At 35.4% G+C, this 15,661-nt stretch carries 17 protein-coding genes and 1 riboswitch; of the genes, 8 read left to right on the top strand and 9 right to left on the bottom strand.

All coding sequences use genetic code 11. The features are described 5' to 3' along the window. Positions 1-88: 88 nt before the first annotated feature. The gene (locus tag VCM44_RS04350) at positions 89-439 is read right to left on the bottom strand and encodes a Kazal-type serine protease inhibitor family protein (RefSeq protein ID WP_114705418.1); all 351 of its coding nucleotides are present in this window, start codon (positions 437-439) and stop codon (positions 89-91) included. 102 nt (positions 440-541) lie between these two features. Between VCM44_RS04350 and VCM44_RS04345 the strand changes: the two genes are divergently transcribed. Together VCM44_RS04345 and rlmN (VCM44_RS04340) are read left to right on the top strand one after the other, a co-directional pair. Continuing rightward, positions 542-901 (top strand): hypothetical protein, encoded by a 360-nt coding sequence (locus tag VCM44_RS04345; RefSeq protein ID WP_114705419.1) that lies wholly within the window; start codon positions 542-544, stop codon positions 899-901. Further along, positions 901-1,953 carry a 23S rRNA (adenine(2503)-C(2))-methyltransferase RlmN gene (gene rlmN, locus VCM44_RS04340; RefSeq protein ID WP_334678514.1) on the top strand — a complete coding sequence of 351 codons (1,053 nt, stop codon included), beginning with the start codon at positions 901-903 and terminating at the stop codon, positions 1,951-1,953. The genes VCM44_RS04345 and rlmN (VCM44_RS04340) overlap by 1 nt, the downstream gene beginning before the upstream one ends. Here the strand turns inward: rlmN (VCM44_RS04340) and VCM44_RS04335 are convergent. Continuing rightward, the gene (locus VCM44_RS04335; RefSeq protein WP_114705421.1) at positions 1,933-2,310 is read right to left on the bottom strand and encodes a thiol-disulfide oxidoreductase DCC family protein; all 378 of its coding nucleotides are present in this window, start codon (positions 2,308-2,310) and stop codon (positions 1,933-1,935) included. The genes rlmN (VCM44_RS04340) and VCM44_RS04335 overlap by 21 nt on opposite strands. 133 nt (positions 2,311-2,443) lie before the next feature. Here VCM44_RS04335 and VCM44_RS04330 point away from each other — a divergent pair, with 133 nt between their 5' ends. After that, complete coding sequence (locus VCM44_RS04330; protein WP_334678101.1) at positions 2,444-3,697, top strand: hypothetical protein; 1,254 nt, start codon at positions 2,444-2,446, stop codon at positions 3,695-3,697. A 34-nt stretch (positions 3,698-3,731) separates the two neighbouring features. Here the strand turns inward: VCM44_RS04330 and VCM44_RS04325 are convergent, their stop codons facing one another. After that, positions 3,732-4,505: a dienelactone hydrolase family protein gene (locus VCM44_RS04325; RefSeq protein ID WP_114705423.1), complete on the bottom strand. Its 774-nt coding sequence runs from the start codon at positions 4,503-4,505 to the stop codon at positions 3,732-3,734. A 51-nt stretch (positions 4,506-4,556) separates the two neighbouring features. On the opposite strand from VCM44_RS04325, the gene rlmN (VCM44_RS04320) reads away from it, so the two are divergent. Next, positions 4,557-5,603, top strand: a complete 1,047-nt coding sequence (gene rlmN / locus VCM44_RS04320; protein WP_114705424.1) for a 23S rRNA (adenine(2503)-C(2))-methyltransferase RlmN — start codon at positions 4,557-4,559, stop codon at positions 5,601-5,603. Here the strand turns inward: rlmN (VCM44_RS04320) and VCM44_RS04315 are convergent. The 4 genes from VCM44_RS04315 to VCM44_RS15130 all read right to left on the bottom strand — a co-directional run bounded on the left by VCM44_RS04315 (position 5,600) and on the right by VCM44_RS15130 (position 8,456). After that, positions 5,600-6,601 carry a D-alanine--D-alanine ligase family protein gene (locus VCM44_RS04315; RefSeq protein WP_120405281.1) on the bottom strand — a complete coding sequence of 334 codons (1,002 nt, stop codon included), beginning with the start codon at positions 6,599-6,601 and terminating at the stop codon, positions 5,600-5,602. The two genes, rlmN (VCM44_RS04320) and VCM44_RS04315, sit on opposite strands and share 4 nt — an antisense overlap. After that, positions 6,598-7,605, bottom strand: a complete 1,008-nt coding sequence (locus VCM44_RS04310; RefSeq protein WP_334678100.1) for a putative zinc-binding metallopeptidase — start codon at positions 7,603-7,605, stop codon at positions 6,598-6,600. The genes VCM44_RS04315 and VCM44_RS04310 overlap by 4 nt, the downstream gene beginning before the upstream one ends. 75 nt (positions 7,606-7,680) lie before the next feature. Continuing rightward, the gene (locus tag VCM44_RS04305) at positions 7,681-7,992 is read right to left on the bottom strand and encodes a winged helix-turn-helix domain-containing protein (protein WP_334678099.1); all 312 of its coding nucleotides are present in this window, start codon (positions 7,990-7,992) and stop codon (positions 7,681-7,683) included. A 146-nt stretch (positions 7,993-8,138) separates the two neighbouring features. After that, positions 8,139-8,456, bottom strand: coding sequence for a winged helix-turn-helix domain-containing protein (locus VCM44_RS15130; RefSeq protein WP_158536734.1), 318 nt, complete (start codon positions 8,454-8,456; stop codon positions 8,139-8,141). Between the two features lie 122 nt (positions 8,457-8,578). Between VCM44_RS15130 and VCM44_RS04300 the strand changes: the two genes are divergently transcribed. The 3 genes from VCM44_RS04300 to VCM44_RS04290 all read left to right on the top strand — a co-directional run bounded on the left by VCM44_RS04300 (position 8,579) and on the right by VCM44_RS04290 (position 11,731). After that, the gene (locus tag VCM44_RS04300) at positions 8,579-9,169 is read left to right on the top strand and encodes a hypothetical protein (protein WP_114705429.1); all 591 of its coding nucleotides are present in this window, start codon (positions 8,579-8,581) and stop codon (positions 9,167-9,169) included. 103 nt (positions 9,170-9,272) lie between these two features. Further along, on the top strand, positions 9,273-9,788 hold the full coding sequence (locus VCM44_RS04295; protein ID WP_114705430.1) for a hypothetical protein: 516 nt from the start codon (positions 9,273-9,275) through the stop codon (positions 9,786-9,788). 71 nt (positions 9,789-9,859) lie between these two features. Further along, a riboswitch (adenosylcobalamin-variant (AdoCbl-variant) riboswitch) is annotated at positions 9,860-9,936 on the top strand. Positions 9,937-9,943: 7 nt separating this feature from the next. Next, complete coding sequence (locus VCM44_RS04290; RefSeq protein ID WP_442905005.1) at positions 9,944-11,731, top strand: TonB-dependent receptor plug domain-containing protein; 1,788 nt, start codon at positions 9,944-9,946, stop codon at positions 11,729-11,731. Here VCM44_RS04290 and VCM44_RS04285 read toward each other — a convergent pair. Further along, positions 11,713-12,867 carry an MFS transporter gene (locus VCM44_RS04285; protein ID WP_334678098.1) on the bottom strand — a complete coding sequence of 385 codons (1,155 nt, stop codon included), beginning with the start codon at positions 12,865-12,867 and terminating at the stop codon, positions 11,713-11,715. The two genes, VCM44_RS04290 and VCM44_RS04285, sit on opposite strands and share 19 nt — an antisense overlap. A gap of 24 nt (positions 12,868-12,891) precedes the next feature. Continuing rightward, positions 12,892-15,051 (bottom strand): UvrD-helicase domain-containing protein, encoded by a 2,160-nt coding sequence (locus VCM44_RS04280; RefSeq protein WP_334678097.1) that lies wholly within the window; start codon positions 15,049-15,051, stop codon positions 12,892-12,894. Positions 15,052-15,139: 88 nt separating this feature from the next. Here VCM44_RS04280 and VCM44_RS04275 point away from each other — a divergent pair, with 88 nt between their 5' ends. After that, positions 15,140-15,610 carry an FKBP-type peptidyl-prolyl cis-trans isomerase gene (locus VCM44_RS04275; RefSeq protein WP_199506598.1) on the top strand — a complete coding sequence of 157 codons (471 nt, stop codon included), beginning with the start codon at positions 15,140-15,142 and terminating at the stop codon, positions 15,608-15,610. Positions 15,611-15,661 lie beyond the last annotated feature (51 nt).

The raw sequence follows: 15,661 nt of genomic DNA, 5'->3' as shown, positions 1-15,661 counted from the left end.
ATAGTTAACCTTAATTCAACTGTTAACCCTTGTAAATTCAACTGTTAACCTTCTAAGTTAAATAATGGCCTTTTATAAATAAAAAAATCTAGTGAGATTCTATCTTGTCACAGGCCCCTTGATGCTTAATTGGAACACCCTTGCATCGAGCATTACATGAGCTACCATAAGTTTTTCCATCAACACCACAAACAGGTTTCCAAATCATAGGACATACACAAGTAGATGGTTTAGGCGGAGAAACATGAGAAGGCTTATTTTTCTTTTTTTCAACAACTTCACAAGCACCATTCTTTATATCAGTTGCTCCTGAAGACTCTGCCATACAAGCATTTGTATAAGTAACTCCATTGGCACAAACCGGAAGGTAATCTTTAGAACAAAGAAGAGCATATATTTGAAACTGAGATAAAATTAAAAGAAGAGATATTATTTTCATAAATAAATTATAACACAAAGGCTTCAAATGGCCTTAATCTTGGAATTTCATGCGCATCATGTTAATAATAGTGCCCTAAACGACTAGAAAAAGGATAAGTACATGGAAAACTTTATTGATCAAATTATCAAAAATTTAAGTGCCAATGGTTTCCCTCAAAAGAAGGTTTCTCTACCAACAGAGAAAATGTATGAAATCGCAGACTCAAAAGGTCTTAGTCTAAATAAAGTTCTCGACGAACTTCGTGAAAAAAAGATGATCGGTAGTGAAATTGGTCCAGAAAAAATCATCTTCTCAATGGAGAAGTTTGAGAATCAAGAAGATATGTATGCAAAGGCACAAGAGATGATGTCTCAAATGTCACCTGAAGAAATGCAGAAGATGCAAGAGATGGTTCAAAATATGACACCAGAGCAGCGTGAACAAATGATGGAGCAGGCCCGTAAGATGGGGATGCTCTAATAAAGTCATTCTTTAGCCTCCCACTTTCACAACTAGAGTCCTTTGTAATTGAGCATGGGTTTACAAAAGTCCATGCTCAAACAATTTATACTCAAGTTTATAAACACAGTAAGAAGTCGTTTCACGAAATTGAAGGCTTACCAAAGAAGCTCTACCCTCTTTTAGAAGATAACTTTATTTTTGATTTTCTTGAAATAGCAAAGGTTCAAGAGTCTATTGATGATAAGACCATTAAGTTACTTTTTAAGCTTAGCGATGGACGCACAGTTGAAACCGTTTGTGTCCCCTTTCAAAAGAAGTACACTCTATGCCTATCTTCTCAAGTTGGCTGTTCAATGAAGTGCTCATTCTGTTTTACAGGAACACAGGGCCTTACTCGCTCCCTTAAAGAAAAAGAGATCATTCTTCAATATATTCAAGCGTATAACTTCATTAAAGAAAAGTTTAATGGCCATCAAGCGGCTCCTAATATTGTCTTTATGGGCCAAGGTGAACCACTTCATAATATTGAAGAAGTAGCACAGGCAATTTCAATCCTGAGGATAAATGAAGGTATGGGCCTAGGTCCAAGACAAATCACTCTTTCAACAGCAGGCTATTTACCAGGGATAAAACGCTTTAAGGAATTAGGTAGTATCAACTTTGCTCTTAGCTTCCACTCACCATTTAATGATGAAAGAAGTGAACTTATTCCATTAAACAAGGCTTACCCTATTGAAAAACTAATTGAGGAATTAAAAGGCCTTAAACTTATGAAGCGCCAATACCTTACTTTCGAGTACCTTGTTATCAAGGACTTAAATCATAGTAAGAAGCACTTAGAAAAGATTGGAGAGCTTTTAAAAGGAATGCCTGTTATCTTCAATCTCATTCCATTTAATGAATTTCCTGGTGCCCCTTATAAAAGGCCACTGATGGAATCTGTTGAAGAATTTAAGGTTGGCCTAATGGAGCTTGGCTTTCATGCAAAAATAAGAACGACTAAAGGAGATGACATCCTGGCGGCATGTGGCCAGCTTACATCTGAAGAGCTAGAGGAAGCGCTCTGCTAAGTCAGCTTCAGGAATAGGACAGACATCAAGTTCTTCCCCAATAATATAACGATTCTTTGCTATAAACTGATAAATTCCATCACGAATGAAACGCGGGATAAAACGAAAGAGTTTAAAATATGTATGACCCAGCGTCACCATGATATTAATGGCCGCATCAGACTTCGTTGAAATCTTACCATCTTGATAGAAAACGACAGTTGATAAATTCTTAACGAAATCTTGTTCTAGATAATTTAGCGCCTTCTCATCTTGGAGATGACAGAATTTGATCCGTTTCTTACGATCAATTCGATAAATAAATTTGATGATGCCATTACAAATCAAGCACTTACCATCGAGAAAGACGATATTCATGGTTTATATCTTACACTAAAGTCATTCAATAATCTAAATTGTAAAAATTATATTGAGACACATACTGATACATAGTTCATCTTTCTTATGCTAGATTTTGGCCAACATTAATCAAATATTTGAGAGAGAATTTATGAAGAACGCCCTACTTCTAACAACACTTGTATTTACCTTAGCTGGTCTCACTTCTTGTGGTGATCGCTCTTCCCTATACGACAACACTGGCCCAACATTAAATAGCCAAGGCCTTGGTGGAGTCTCAATTGCATCAGCTCTAAATGAAGCACCTTTTGTATGTGATCGATATTCAAAAGATGGATGTATAGATGAAGTCTTACTGATGGGTAAATTAAATCGTGGGCGACTTCAAACATGTGCATCGTTCTTTGTTGGTGATAACTTAGTTGCTACAGCAAAGAAATGTCTTCCAAGACAAGAAAGAGATCAATCATTTGGAGACTGGATGGCATCTGCATGTAAGCAAATTGCTTTCAAGGATTTAAAAGGCTTCACTTACACATGTGACTCAATTGAAAACCAAAAATATTCTGAAATTGTTCTAGTTAATACAAAACAAAAAAGTAATGTTGGATTCCTAGAAACAACATTTGATGGTGTTAAGTTTGGAGATAAGAATAAAACTTTTGAAATAACTTCATTCTCAAGAGGTGGAACAACAAATTACGCACTCTCAGAAGGAAAGTACACTCGAGCAAAGAAAGAATGTAAAGGTATTACAAATTCACTACTTACTACAATTAACGGAACAAAAGATTCTAAGAACTTTGTTCTTTCTAATTGTGCAATCGACTGGAACTCAACAGGTGCTCCAGTAATTGTAGATGGTAAAGTAGCTGGTATGCTTCATGGAAAGATTGAAGGTGATGCTGATTTCGGTGCAAAAGTAAGTGAAAGAGACGGTGTTGCTCTTGCTGAAAACTTTGCATGTCAAACAAAGTTCAACCCTTCAACTCCAGCTGACTGTAACCTACACCATGATACTCACAAGCGAAATGCTCTAACTAACTTAATTCAAGAAGCGCTTGTAAATAATGGTTCAACTTTTGAATCTTCATCAAAAGATATTACAATTTTTAGAAAAGATGGAGATCTATTAGTTCTTGAAACTCAAAAGCCAGCTCTATGTTCTTCAGTTGGAGACACAGGTAGCTTCCAAGCATGTAAGGTTAAACTTCCAATGAAGAATAAATTCTTATCGATCATTGATATTGAAAATGTTGCTCTTGATTGTGAAAGTCCTGTAGCAATAAGTTGGAAAGCTGTTAATTATAATGATGAACTAACAAGAGCACTAAGCTTTGATGATTTAAGTCTAAATGGTTATCACACTGATTTAAACTTTAAGAAATTAAATTCATGTCTATAAGTAAAAAGGCCGTCAATAAGACGGCCTTTTTTATTTAAAGTGTATTTTGTAAAAACTCTCTCATCATCTCCCAAGATTCTTTATCCGCTTTTTCATTGTAAGCTAACGGTAAGTTAAACTTCTTTCCTTTTTCTGTCGCAGCAGGATTAGTAAAGGCATGAGTGGCACCTGGAAGGTTCACAAACTTCATGGAAAGTTTCGAATCTCTAATAACATTCTTAAAGCTCTTTATATCTTCTTTTGAAACAAGTGGGTCATCTGCACCATTAATTACAAGTAATTTAGCTGTTGATCCCTTTTTTACTGTCTTTATTCCACCTAGAGAACCATGAAATGAAACCACTGCTTTTAGATCTGCTCCTTGAGTTGCATTAAAAAGAACTACTGCCCCACCAAAGCAATATCCAATTGCACCTATTCTTTCAGGGTCGACACTTTCTTGCTTCTTTAAAAGTTCTACCGCAGCATTAAACTTTGCCTTTAACAATTTAGGGTTGCTAAAAGCCTGCTTTGAAAATTTCATCGCATCTTTTGGATGCTCAGCAGTTTTTCCATCACCATACATATCAAGAGCAATAGCATTATAGCCAAGATCAGCTAATTGATCGGCCCTCTTTCTGGCATAATCATTATGTCCCCACCATTCATGAACAACAACAATACCAGGGCGCTTATCATCAGCGCTTCCATTAAGTGCCATATAACCTTTGAAATTCTGTTCTCCTACTTGGTAGTCAACATCTTTCGTTGTGACTGATGAACAGCTTACAAAGCTGAATAAGAACAAAATAGGTAGTAAAATTCGCATTATTCCTCCTTAAAGATTGACTGGCCCAATGCAATTGGTTAATTATGCATTATGACAAAAGATAGCTTATATAATTTAACTTTAGAAAGTTTCCCATATGATGAAGCAAAAATCATGGGAAAGTGGGTCTATAAAAAGTTAAATTTCAACCCTGATACATGGGAGCATGCGCCAAGAGTGGTACGTGAAAAAGCTAAGGAATATGACCTTTCCTTACTCAAAGTATTATGGCAAGGACTGTCAAAAGATGGGACGAGAAAGTTTCTCCTAGGTCTTAAAGATAAGAATTCGATTGAAGCTGTTTTGATCGAAAGTGAAAATGACAAGCGACTACGATCAACTCTTTGTATCTCATCACAAGTTGGCTGTGCAATTGGCTGCACCTTTTGTCATACTGCCACCCAGGGCCTTACAAGACATCTGACGACAGCTGAAATTGTCGGTCAATACTTAACGGTATCAAGCTGGATGCGCGAGAATGTAGATAAAGATTATCAAATCTCAAATATTGTTTTTATGGGCCAAGGTGAGCCTCTTCATAATTTTGAAAATGTTAAAAAGGCCTGCTACCTCTTAACTGATCCTTTAGGAATTGCTCTTAGCAAGCACAAGGTAACTATCTCAACATCAGGATTAGTACCTAAGATTAAGCAATGGGAAGAGCTACCGGATGTGAATGTTGCCATTTCACTACATGCAATTAGAAATAACCTACGCTCTGAGCTTATGCCAATTAATAAGCGCTACCAAGTTGATGGCCTGCTTGAGGCATTGAAAACAATTCCTGTTAAAAACTCTCGACGTATCATGTACGAGTACTTACTCATTAAAGATCTAAATGATACCCAAGAAGATATTGATGGCCTCATTGAAAATCTACCTAAAAAAGAATCAAAAATTAATATTATCCCTTTTAATGAGTACCCAGAAAGTAAGTTCAAGAGACCAAGTGATGAACACATTGAATGGTTTCAAAGATCACTACAAGCAGCGGGACTAACTTGTACGGTACGAGAAACAAAGGGCGATGATATTTTAGCAGCTTGTGGACAATTAAAGACACAATACGAAAAGCTCAATCTTCCTAACTCAAACTAATTAACTAGTTTCGTTATTAACTTTTTATAGCTTATCCCAGCTGACTCTGCAGCCATCGCAAACTCATCTTTCATGGCGATATTTGGATTTGGATTGGCCTCAATAATATATGGGATTCCATTTTCATCAACACGTAAATCAATCCTAGCATAGCCATTTAACTCAAGGACTTTATATGTTCGCTTACAGATTTTTATTATTCGCTCTTTAACTTCTTTAGGAATATCTGCTAACTCAATATCGATACCTTTTGATTTGCGATACTTCATATTCCATTTGGCCTTCTCTGAATAGAGTTCAAGTTCAGGCTTATCAACTTTGTTAAAACGAAGTTCAAGAATTGGTAGAATCGTTAATCGTTTATTACCGATAACTCCCACAAAGAATTCACGACCTTCGATAAATTCTTCAACGATGACCTCTTCTTCGTATTTATCCATGAGATACTTAATACGTTCAAGTGCCTTCTCTTCACTTTTTACAATTGAAGCTCCACTAATTCCTAATGAAGCATCTTGGTATAAGCACTTAACGATTAGTGGGAACTTCAACTTCTTAGAAAGCTTCGTTTTTTTACGATTTTTAAAGACTTGAAATTGTGGTGTTTTTATTCGGTGATATGAAAGAAGCTTCTTGGCCATGGCCTTGTCACGTGCAATCATTAATCCTCTTGGATTATTACCTGTATACTTAACCTTAAGTAGCTCTAAGTAGGAAACCACATTTTGATCAAAGAGAACGTTACCATTGAATTCCTCAAGTAGATTAAAAACAATATTTGGTTTGAATTCATCGATGGCCTCTCTAAGAGGCATTAAGTCAGAATAAAGACCTACGACTTTTACGTTATGACCAAGACTCTTTAATGTCTTAATAACATTGTATTCAGTAATCCAAGGCTTATATTCAAACTCTTCCCGTGCTTCCTCCTCCTTAGAAATATCTTGAGGTGGAATTAGATCTGAATGGACAAGTACGAGAACTTTCTTTTTACTCACATGATAATCCTGTCGCGGCCCTCAGTGAAAAACTTTTTAGTATGACTTAGCAAAAGTTTCTCTAAGTTTTGAGTTCCTCTTTCATTTGGAATATATAGCTTCTTAACTGAAGTAATATTCTCCAAATCTTTAACAACAGAATCTATTTTATATTGATATGTATTAGTCTTCAAGGCGATGTTTCTAATTAACTTCTGACGATTATTTTTTAGAACAACTCTTAAATCTGTTCCAGTTGTTGAGTTATCATTTAAGTATGACTCAATATGCTTAAGACTTCGTCTTGTTAAAGACTGCTTACGTAGTCTCTTCTTCTTAAGCTGAAGATACTCTGCAACAGTTAATGTGCTCTCCTCTATCGAGTCGACTTCTTTATAACAAACGACATTTGGCTTCTTACCGCGTAAACTCTTCATTTGAGAATCAACGTATTTAAGCTTTGTTAGAGCTGGCCAGTTTTCATATATATTTCTCCAATTTGATCTTGGAGTTAGCCAGGTTGCAAATGTTTCTGCAAAGTCTTCCTCAGGATGGGCCTGAGCATAATGATCTTCTAAGTGATATACATAATTCTTAGAGAAAACTTTAGGAGTATATGAATTTGGATAACGTTTATCATGATCACCAAAGATACTCTTTCTTCTTTGCTCGTCTTTTAAAAAGTAGGCATTATCCATAACATGCCCACATTCGTGTCGCATAAGCTTCATAAACCAGTCACGAGTTTCACCTTCGACATGACCGATGTACTGTCTTTCTAATGCTATTAAACGTGGGTGCATTAGAGTAAATGGTATCGCAATTCCAGAGATAGAATCAGGACAAAACCAATCATCACTAAGCCAAACCTTTGGTCGAACTAATAAATTCTTATTTTCTAATTCCTGATTTAGCTGATCTAAACAATTTGAAAAAATACTCTTATCAAATGAGATATCGAGTTCCCATAATTGGGCCCCCAATATATCTCTTTGATTAGAATTTTCTAAGTTTAGTTTCTTCATTTGCTCTTCCAGTTAAGGGCCAATTATAGCTGTAACTGGAAGAAATTAAAGAAGAAAGGCCTTGGCATGAATTATTTATAAGTCATTAATACAGACTTGGCCGTTACGATTAATCTTGAGCTTAAAGTCGACTCCCTCGATCTTTGCTCGAATATGAGAGAGATGCGTATTTATCGTTTTATTCGTCACAACGACAGGTCCCCACGCTCCCATTACTAATTCTTCTAATTTATAAATTCTCTTTCCCCCTGAGATTAAAAAGTAGAGAACCTTATACTCTGTTTTTGTTAAAGCTACCTCATTATCTCCAACATAAACCTTCTTCTCTTTGTGGTTAATCCTCAGGTTTCTAAATCCTACCCAATCATTCTGGATAATAAATGTCATATTTTTAACTCCTCCCCCTTCAATAAATTAGGTTAATGGGAGGCGAAAAAATTAACAACTTATAGATAGGAAATGTCTAAACAATTATCCTAATCATAGAAATATTATTTCCTACAGATATGAAAAATGGCTATAAATTCAATACATTACAGATCGTGTAAGCAAATTTGGTTGTTGCGATTTATACGAATCCTGAAATCAACACCTTTTGTTTTATGTCTTAGGTGCGTGAGGTGGGTATTGACCGTTTTATTTGCCACATCTACATCTCCCCATATAAATTTAACTAGTTGCTCCCTCGGATAGACTCTTTTGCCACCATCGAGAAGAAAAAATAGGATCTTACACTCGGTTTTTGTCAGCTCTACCTTCCTTTCATCAACATAGGCCACTCGATTTTTTGGGTCCAAGGACAGATTTCGAAAAGATAGGGTCTGATTATTTGAATTATTAAGTGGTTCCATATTCATTTCTCCTCCAGAAGAATCATTGAGAAAATTTTATTCCATTGAACATGTCCATGTTTGTGAGGTAAAAATAAACCTATAGGGATTATTCACATATTAATTGGACTTAAGAGTAATTGATGAAAAATAAGAAAGTACTATTTTGGAGCGGTGGTTTAACCTCTCTTGCAACATTAAAGAAACTATTAGAATCACATAAAAAGGATGAAATTATTCTTCTTTGTCTTCTTAATAAAGAAGGTAATGAATTAGGTCATACAGGAATCCCCGAAGAAGTACTCCAGTTACAAGCTCGATACTTAGGTTTAAAATTAGTACGACTCTATCAAGATGAGTTAAGTAAAAAGGTCTTAGAGAAATTTGTCCAACAGGGATTTGAATTCTATTGTGGGTCTCGAGATGGCCACTTCATTGAAACAACCCCTCTACTGAATTCCCTAAAAGTTGAAACTCCTCTTAAAGGTATTGCATATACTGAGTTAATGGAACAAGACCAGTCGAGAACAATTCTAACTTCGGTACAAAACGAAGAGGATCAAAGATTACTAGGTAAAGAAATAAGTGATATTTCACAATATCTTCAACAGAGTAATCAGCGACTAGATACTTTTGTGATTTACGATCCACTTTTTCGAATCCGCATTCCATTTTCAAAAAATATTGTTGTTGAAAAAGATGGTTATTTTATCTGTAAGATAAGAAGCGTTTAGTATTCAAGAAGTTTTCTCTTAACTTGAATTTATTTTAACATTACCTCCATACTTGCTTGCCTCTTGGGTCATATAATCAATGGTGATCACTTTTGGAGGTTTTATGAAGTCAGAAAGTAAAAGAAGGAAGTTTCTCTTTGTTGGTGCTCGAATTGTTATGGGAACGGTTCTACTTCTAGGAGGAGTTACTCCAGGTCTAGGACTATTAACAGAGTCACAATTTACACCTGAGGCCCTTTCCTTTATTAATTCTCTGCAAGAAACTGGTTATCTTTACTACATGATTAAATCACTCGAAATTGTACTTGGGACAATGTTCCTATTAAATTTGTTCATTCCATTATCGGCCGTAATTGCAGCACCACTTGTAATTAATATCTTATTTTTTGAGTTATTCTTATGTAACTCATTTTTAATAGCGCCGATATTACTAATTGCCTGTGAGACAATCGTGTATCTAGAGCATCGTAAATTATTTAATTGGTTATTTAAGTATCAAGTTCATACACATACAAATGATTTAGATGCACCAGATATGATTATTCTCTCAGACTTAAAAGAGAAAGATCCTAAAACTTATAAAAATGTCGTCAATTCTCAGTACTATCACAATATATAATTTCTATCTTACGGCCCATTGTCTTCAAGCTCTTCTTGACAGACAATGAGCCTCCTGTGAAAATTCATGAATTGAAAAATTCAACAAGGTGAACTCTGTGAAATTCAGAGACTGTCCCGCAACGGTTAAAGTCCGATCCCTGTTTTTTTAACTTTATATCTCGGAGGAAGATCATAAAAACGCCACTTATTCTATTATCTATAGTTTCATTACCAATTCATGCTGACATTTTTATCAAGGCCTCAAAGCTTGAAACATTAAAAGAAAAAATAACTAGCGATGTGACTGTCATTACCGCCCAAGAAATTGAAGACTCTGGAGCAACGACCTTGCAAGAGCTTTTACAAGGTAGGTCATCGGTATTCATACCCCAAACAGGAGGACTTGGATCAATCGCAAGTTTTAACTTAAGAGGACTACCAACAGGTTTTTCTAAAGTTATTATCGATAATATCGAGCTTGTTGATCCAACTGATATAAATAACTCTTTTCAAGTGAATAATCTTTTACTCGAAAATATCGAAAGCATTGAGATCTTAAAAGGAAGTCAGTCGATACTCTATGGATCAAACGCTGTTGGTGGTGTTCTAAAGATTAATACAAAGAAAGGACATAAGAACAATTCATTAAATCTTGAATACGGAAGTTTAAATACAGTTAAAGCTGGCCTTCAGAGCAGCGGCAACTCTGATAAGCTCAATTATGGATTAAGTGCGAGTTACCTCTCAAGTGATGGCTACTCTGCTGTCAATGAAGATAGAATCGAAAATGCAGAAGATGATTCTTTTAAAAACTTAAACCTCAATCTTAATTTAAGCTATCTTTTAAACGAGCAATTAGAGTTTAATTATCAAGGTCAACTTCTTGACTCAGAAGTAGAAATTGATGGTTTTGAATCCTCTCCACCGTATGGTCCAATCGATGTCGTTGAAAACGATCTTAATGAATACCTTCAATCAAATCATTACCTAGGGTTTAATTATTTTTCTGAAGATGAAAAATTAACGATAACTCCAAGTATTCGTTATTCACATATTAAGAGAGAAGACCCTACGAATAGCTTTACGCCATTATATAAAGGTAATGAGACACAAGCTAAACTTGATATTAAGTATAAGCACACTCAAAACCTAAGCCTACTTTCTGGAGTTGAGTACACAAAGCAAGAAGACGAAGTTGAGAATTCTCAAAGTGAATTATACTCAGTTTACACTGCAGCAAACTTAAGTCTTGAGAAATGGTTCTACGATCTTGGACTGCGATTTGATGACTTCTCATCAATACAGTCTAATAACTCAAACGTAATAGGTAGCGCAGGTGCAGGTTATCGAATAAATAATGAGATCTCTTTAAAGGCACATATTTCACAAGGATTTAAACTTCCTACACTTTATCAACTGGCCAACCAAGTTGATGATTTAAAACCAACAGATAGTATAAATACAGAGTTTATCTTTAGCTACAATACGATAATGTCTCAATTTGAGGCCGCTATATTTAACTATGATCTTAAAAATCAAATTGATTACGATACTACTGCTTTTGGTTATGACAATATAGCAAAATCTCAAATTCAAGGGATTGAATTAAATCATTCAATAGAATTTAAAAATAGTTTCAATATAAAGACATCTCTAACTTTTCAAAGTGCAAAGAATGAAACAGATGATTCTGATTTATTAAGAACACCAAAACAATTAGGAAGCTTAATTCTTGGTTATCAAATAAGTAAAAATCAAAGACTGATTAATAATTGGCAATACGTTGGAAAGAGAAAAGATGTTGGTGGAGAGCTACCGTCCTATGTTGTAGGTAATTTCACTTATCATTATAAAAACTTTTCTTTTAAAGTTTTAAATATTCTTGATAAGGATTACGAAAACGTCGAGTACTATGGAACGATGCCTAGAAGCTATTATCTCTCTTATAAACTCTCATTTTGATGATATCTTTTAACAAGACTCATCGCTATGAAAAATGAAACCATAGAGCCAATATTTAAGAGATAAAAGAGGTAGAAAGCGTTGCCAGCACCAAAGCGCTCGGCGATTGCACCAAAGATAAAGTGCATAATTGCAATACCTACTCCAATATAACTCATGGTACTACCAAGAACGACATGATTCTTTTTTGGAAATGAATTTGAAATCCAATCGACAATGACAGGGAAACAAAACGACATAAACAGCCCTGTCATTGCATAAAATATTTGATGTATCTCACCTAAGCTAAAACAAATTAATGTCGAAACTAAAGAGATAATAATTAACTTTTTTGATTCTAATTCAATCCTAAAAAATGCGAATCCTAGTCGCCCAATCATAAGAAAGAGAAAGAAATAAGAAAGATAATTATTTGCTACGTATTCACTAAATCCATGGGCTTCAACAAGATAATACTTTATTCTAGAAGAAACCATAATCTCCGAGGCTACGTAACAACCAGCGAAAAGGCCAATTAAGAGATTCATGAAAAACGCATCCTTCATTGTACCGTGGTTTTCTTTTATATCTTGATGATGACTATCATGAGTAAAAAATGAATAAATCAAAACAATAGCACAAGGAATTGCTAAAAATTTAAAATAGTGAATCCAACTAAGATTAACATAAAGAAATAGTGATAATAATTGTGGGGCAAGGAGTGAAGAAAGCCCATAAGCTCCATGTAGCCCCGATAAGAATCGCCTTTTTTGAAAAGGTGGTGCTCCAGAATCAACCATAAAATTCATCGTGATACCAGTAATTCCAAATCCAAAACCAGCTAAGGCTCCAAAGACTAAACTTAAGTCGAAGTTTTGAAAGTCTCCTCCTGCACCAATACCATATGTTCCAATTGCCATCATGATCATAGCAACTCGAGTTGAGACAACAGGCCCTAGCCTAGGTAGCCAGAGAGAAGTTGATAGGTATGCTAGAACAGAGGTAATAGACATTAGAGAAAAGATTAATGAGCCCTTATCAGGCCCAATTGAAAAGAAGCGAAGTAGTTCTGGATAAACGGCCCCACGTCCATTATCAATAAAGCTTAGAGCGACTAAGGACATATAGCCTAGAATTACGTATCCAAAATTTTTCAAACTTCTTCCTCTATAGTCTCTTACTTAAGCAATAAGAGACTTATCTTTATATAGTAACCATAATTGGTGGATTGCACGTGTCGCTGCTAAATGTAGACGTTTACGAGCAGTGTTATCAATTGGATAATTTTCCTTATCGCAATCTGGAATGATGACATAATCAAATTCGAGTCCTCGGATTTGTTCTACTGTTGTGACTTCAATCCCAGGCTTCAGTGAGAAGTTCTCATCTAAAACAAGTCGAACACTTCCGACCTCTTCAATTTCTCGATACAGTTCTCGCGCCACACTCTCCTTAGCACAAATAATGGCAACAGAGGCCTTCGGTTCGCGATTCATTAGTTCAATAAGAGCACTACTCACTAGCATCGCCGCATGTTCCAAATGTTGAACGGATGTTTCAACAATTGGTCCACCATCTCGCTTTGAATCAGGTAATTGCTTAGGGGCAAGTGGACCTAGTACATGATGAGCGAAAGAGACGATCTCTTTTGGTGAACGGTAAGAAACATTGAGCTCTTCAACTTGAATATCATCGACATCTAATTCAAGGTTATGACAGACATCGTGCCATGAAGTGAATTCAAAAGTGCGATCAATCTGCTGAACACTATCTCCAGCGATTGTAAAATTTCCATCACGATGTTTAATTTGACCAAGTAGCTTAAGTTCACTTTGTGAAAGTTCTTGTGCTTCGTCTAAAAAGATATGCTTATAGAATTTAAATTCACGGCCAAAATACTTTAAATGTCCAAATTGTTTTACAATTAAATAATTATAAAGTGATAGATCGTACTTATCTACAAATCCGGTGACTTCACTATCTCGAGACTCTTTACTAACGTAATCACTATCAGAGTCCATTAACTGAATTTGTTTTGCAGTATAAAACTTTAAGTCCTTAAGCATATGTGACGTTACTTGACGATTAGTCATCTCAGGAAGTTTTTCCATTAGACTATAGTCTGAAAAGATATTTAATAACTCTTCTCGTATATTTTTAAAGCTCTTTAATAACTTTCTTAATTCTACTTTTAAGATCGAATCATGAGTCTTCTCACTAACTCTCTTAAGTTTTAAATAAAGAGGGCCATCTTGATTATCGAAAAATTCAAGGTCACGATCTTTAAGTTTTGCTCGAATTCCTTCTTCTTTCTTTTCAAGATATTCATCAATTAAACTAAGAAGCTTTGGATTTCTTTTTACAGTGGCAATTGAATCCATCGGATTATATTCAATCTTCTTAGGTATATTTCTTATATTTTGAAAAATAATCTTTTTAATAAGATCATCAAGAGTAGAGACTCTTACATTTTCAAGATTAGACTCAATTAGAAGCTTCTTTGAAAGCTTAACAAGTCCTTGGTTTGGAACAATAACCATTACATCTTGTTGGCGAATTCCATCTTCACGACAAAGTTTTGCAATCCTATAAAGAGCAACTGTAGTCTTACCACTACCTGCTCCCCCCGTAATTAGAAGTGGCTTATTCACACTTTGATTAACAAGGTCGTATTGAGTTTTATCTAGGAGTGAGATTACTTCTGGCCCATCAAATCCAGTACGCCCACTACCAAGGGACTGATTTGCACTCCCTTCTCCTCCAGCAAGTTTTTTAACTGTTTCATTTAGGGACATCCATTTATTATCACGATAAACAAATGAATCCCCTTCTCGGTCAACTCGTACCAGTTGTCCATCTCTAACAGTTAGGATGGCCTTCTCTAAAATACGTCCTTCGATAACTCGATCATCGAGATCAAAGTCAAAGTCATCACCTTGTCCATATTGATAGAAGATTCTCGCCATTGGTGATTTTTTCCAGTCAATAATCTTAAACTTTAGCTCTTTATGTGAAAATGGTACGTGTCCAATAAGGAAGTCTTTTAACTTTCCATTTTGCTCAATTTTAAAGTGACCAAAGAATGGAGATTCCAGGCTTGGCATACTTTGGTGCTGTTCGTAACGCTCGGCCAATTGATTCAATAAATTCATCTGCTGGATAATTCCAGGTAAATCATCTTCCTTACAATTTAGCGACTCGTCGCGCAAAGCCTTGATATTATCTGCAATATCGGCCAGTGCTGCGGCGTTCAAATCAGGTAAACGTTTTACCAATTGGATTGTTTCCTCAAGGAATCCATTGATTTTTTCGATGTATTTTACATTTTCTAATTCACTCATTCTTTATTTGCCTTCTATCAAATACATTGTTAGGCTGAGACTTTATACTCTTTTTTATTAATAAACACTAACAACATGAGGGCTTATTATGCCAAAAGTTATCGGATTTAACTACACATTAACGAACTCAAACAATGAAGTTTTAGATACTTCTTCTGAACATGGTCCACTTCTTTTTCTTGAAGGTGTTGGACAAATTATTCCAGGACTAGAAGAAAAGGTTATTGGAATGGCAGTTGGAGAAAAAGCAAAAATTGACGTAGCAGCAGCAGATGCTTACGGAAATAAGAATGACGAACTAATTATTAAAGTTCAAAAGTCACAATTTCCAGCTGACGCTCAATTAAATATTGGAGACGTATTCCAAGTAAACCAAGATCAAGGTCTACCTCCATTTACAATCGTCGAACTACAAGGTGAAGAGGTTACTCTTGACGGTAATCACCCTCTTGCAGGACAAGATCTAACTTTTGATATTGAAATCACTGAAGTTAGAGAGGCAACTGATGAAGAAGTTGCTCACGGTCACGCTCACGGTGTAGGTGGCGTACAGCACTAAGAATTTACTTTTCTTAAGTTAAAAAACCACACAAAACCCTTTTACTATTAA

This window comes from Halobacteriovorax sp. DPLXC-1 (assembly GCF_036903125.1).
GTDB lineage: Bacteria > Bdellovibrionota > Bacteriovoracia > Bacteriovoracales > Bacteriovoracaceae > Halobacteriovorax_A > Halobacteriovorax_A vibrionivorans.
The sequence above is the reverse complement of the archived record's forward strand: the minus strand, read 5'-3'. Positions and strand labels throughout refer to the sequence as shown.

Bases quoted from the DNA above. Each gene is read 5' to 3' on its own strand.
- VCM44_RS04350 (WP_114705418.1), bottom strand. From the start codon at position 439: ATGAAAATAATATCTCTTCTTTTAATTTTATCTCAGTTTCAAATATAT.
- VCM44_RS04345 (WP_114705419.1), top strand. From the start codon at position 542: ATGGAAAACTTTATTGATCAAATTATCAAAAATTTAAGTGCCAATGGT.
- VCM44_RS04335 (WP_114705421.1), bottom strand. From the start codon at position 2,310: ATGAATATCGTCTTTCTCGATGGTAAGTGCTTGATTTGTAATGGCATC.
- VCM44_RS04330 (WP_334678101.1), top strand. From the start codon at position 2,444: ATGAAGAACGCCCTACTTCTAACAACACTTGTATTTACCTTAGCTGGT.
- VCM44_RS04325 (WP_114705423.1), bottom strand. From the start codon at position 4,505: ATGCGAATTTTACTACCTATTTTGTTCTTATTCAGCTTTGTAAGCTGT.
- rlmN (WP_114705424.1), top strand. From the start codon at position 4,557: ATGACAAAAGATAGCTTATATAATTTAACTTTAGAAAGTTTCCCATAT.
- VCM44_RS04310 (WP_334678100.1), bottom strand. From the start codon at position 7,605: ATGAAGAAACTAAACTTAGAAAATTCTAATCAAAGAGATATATTGGGG.
- VCM44_RS04305 (WP_334678099.1), bottom strand. From the start codon at position 7,992: ATGACATTTATTATCCAGAATGATTGGGTAGGATTTAGAAACCTGAGG.
- VCM44_RS15130 (WP_158536734.1), bottom strand. From the start codon at position 8,456: ATGGAACCACTTAATAATTCAAATAATCAGACCCTATCTTTTCGAAAT.
- VCM44_RS04300 (WP_114705429.1), top strand. From the start codon at position 8,579: ATGAAAAATAAGAAAGTACTATTTTGGAGCGGTGGTTTAACCTCTCTT.
- VCM44_RS04295 (WP_114705430.1), top strand. From the start codon at position 9,273: ATGAAGTCAGAAAGTAAAAGAAGGAAGTTTCTCTTTGTTGGTGCTCGA.
- VCM44_RS04280 (WP_334678097.1), bottom strand. From the start codon at position 15,051: ATGAGTGAATTAGAAAATGTAAAATACATCGAAAAAATCAATGGATTC.
- VCM44_RS04275 (WP_199506598.1), top strand. From the start codon at position 15,140: ATGCCAAAAGTTATCGGATTTAACTACACATTAACGAACTCAAACAAT.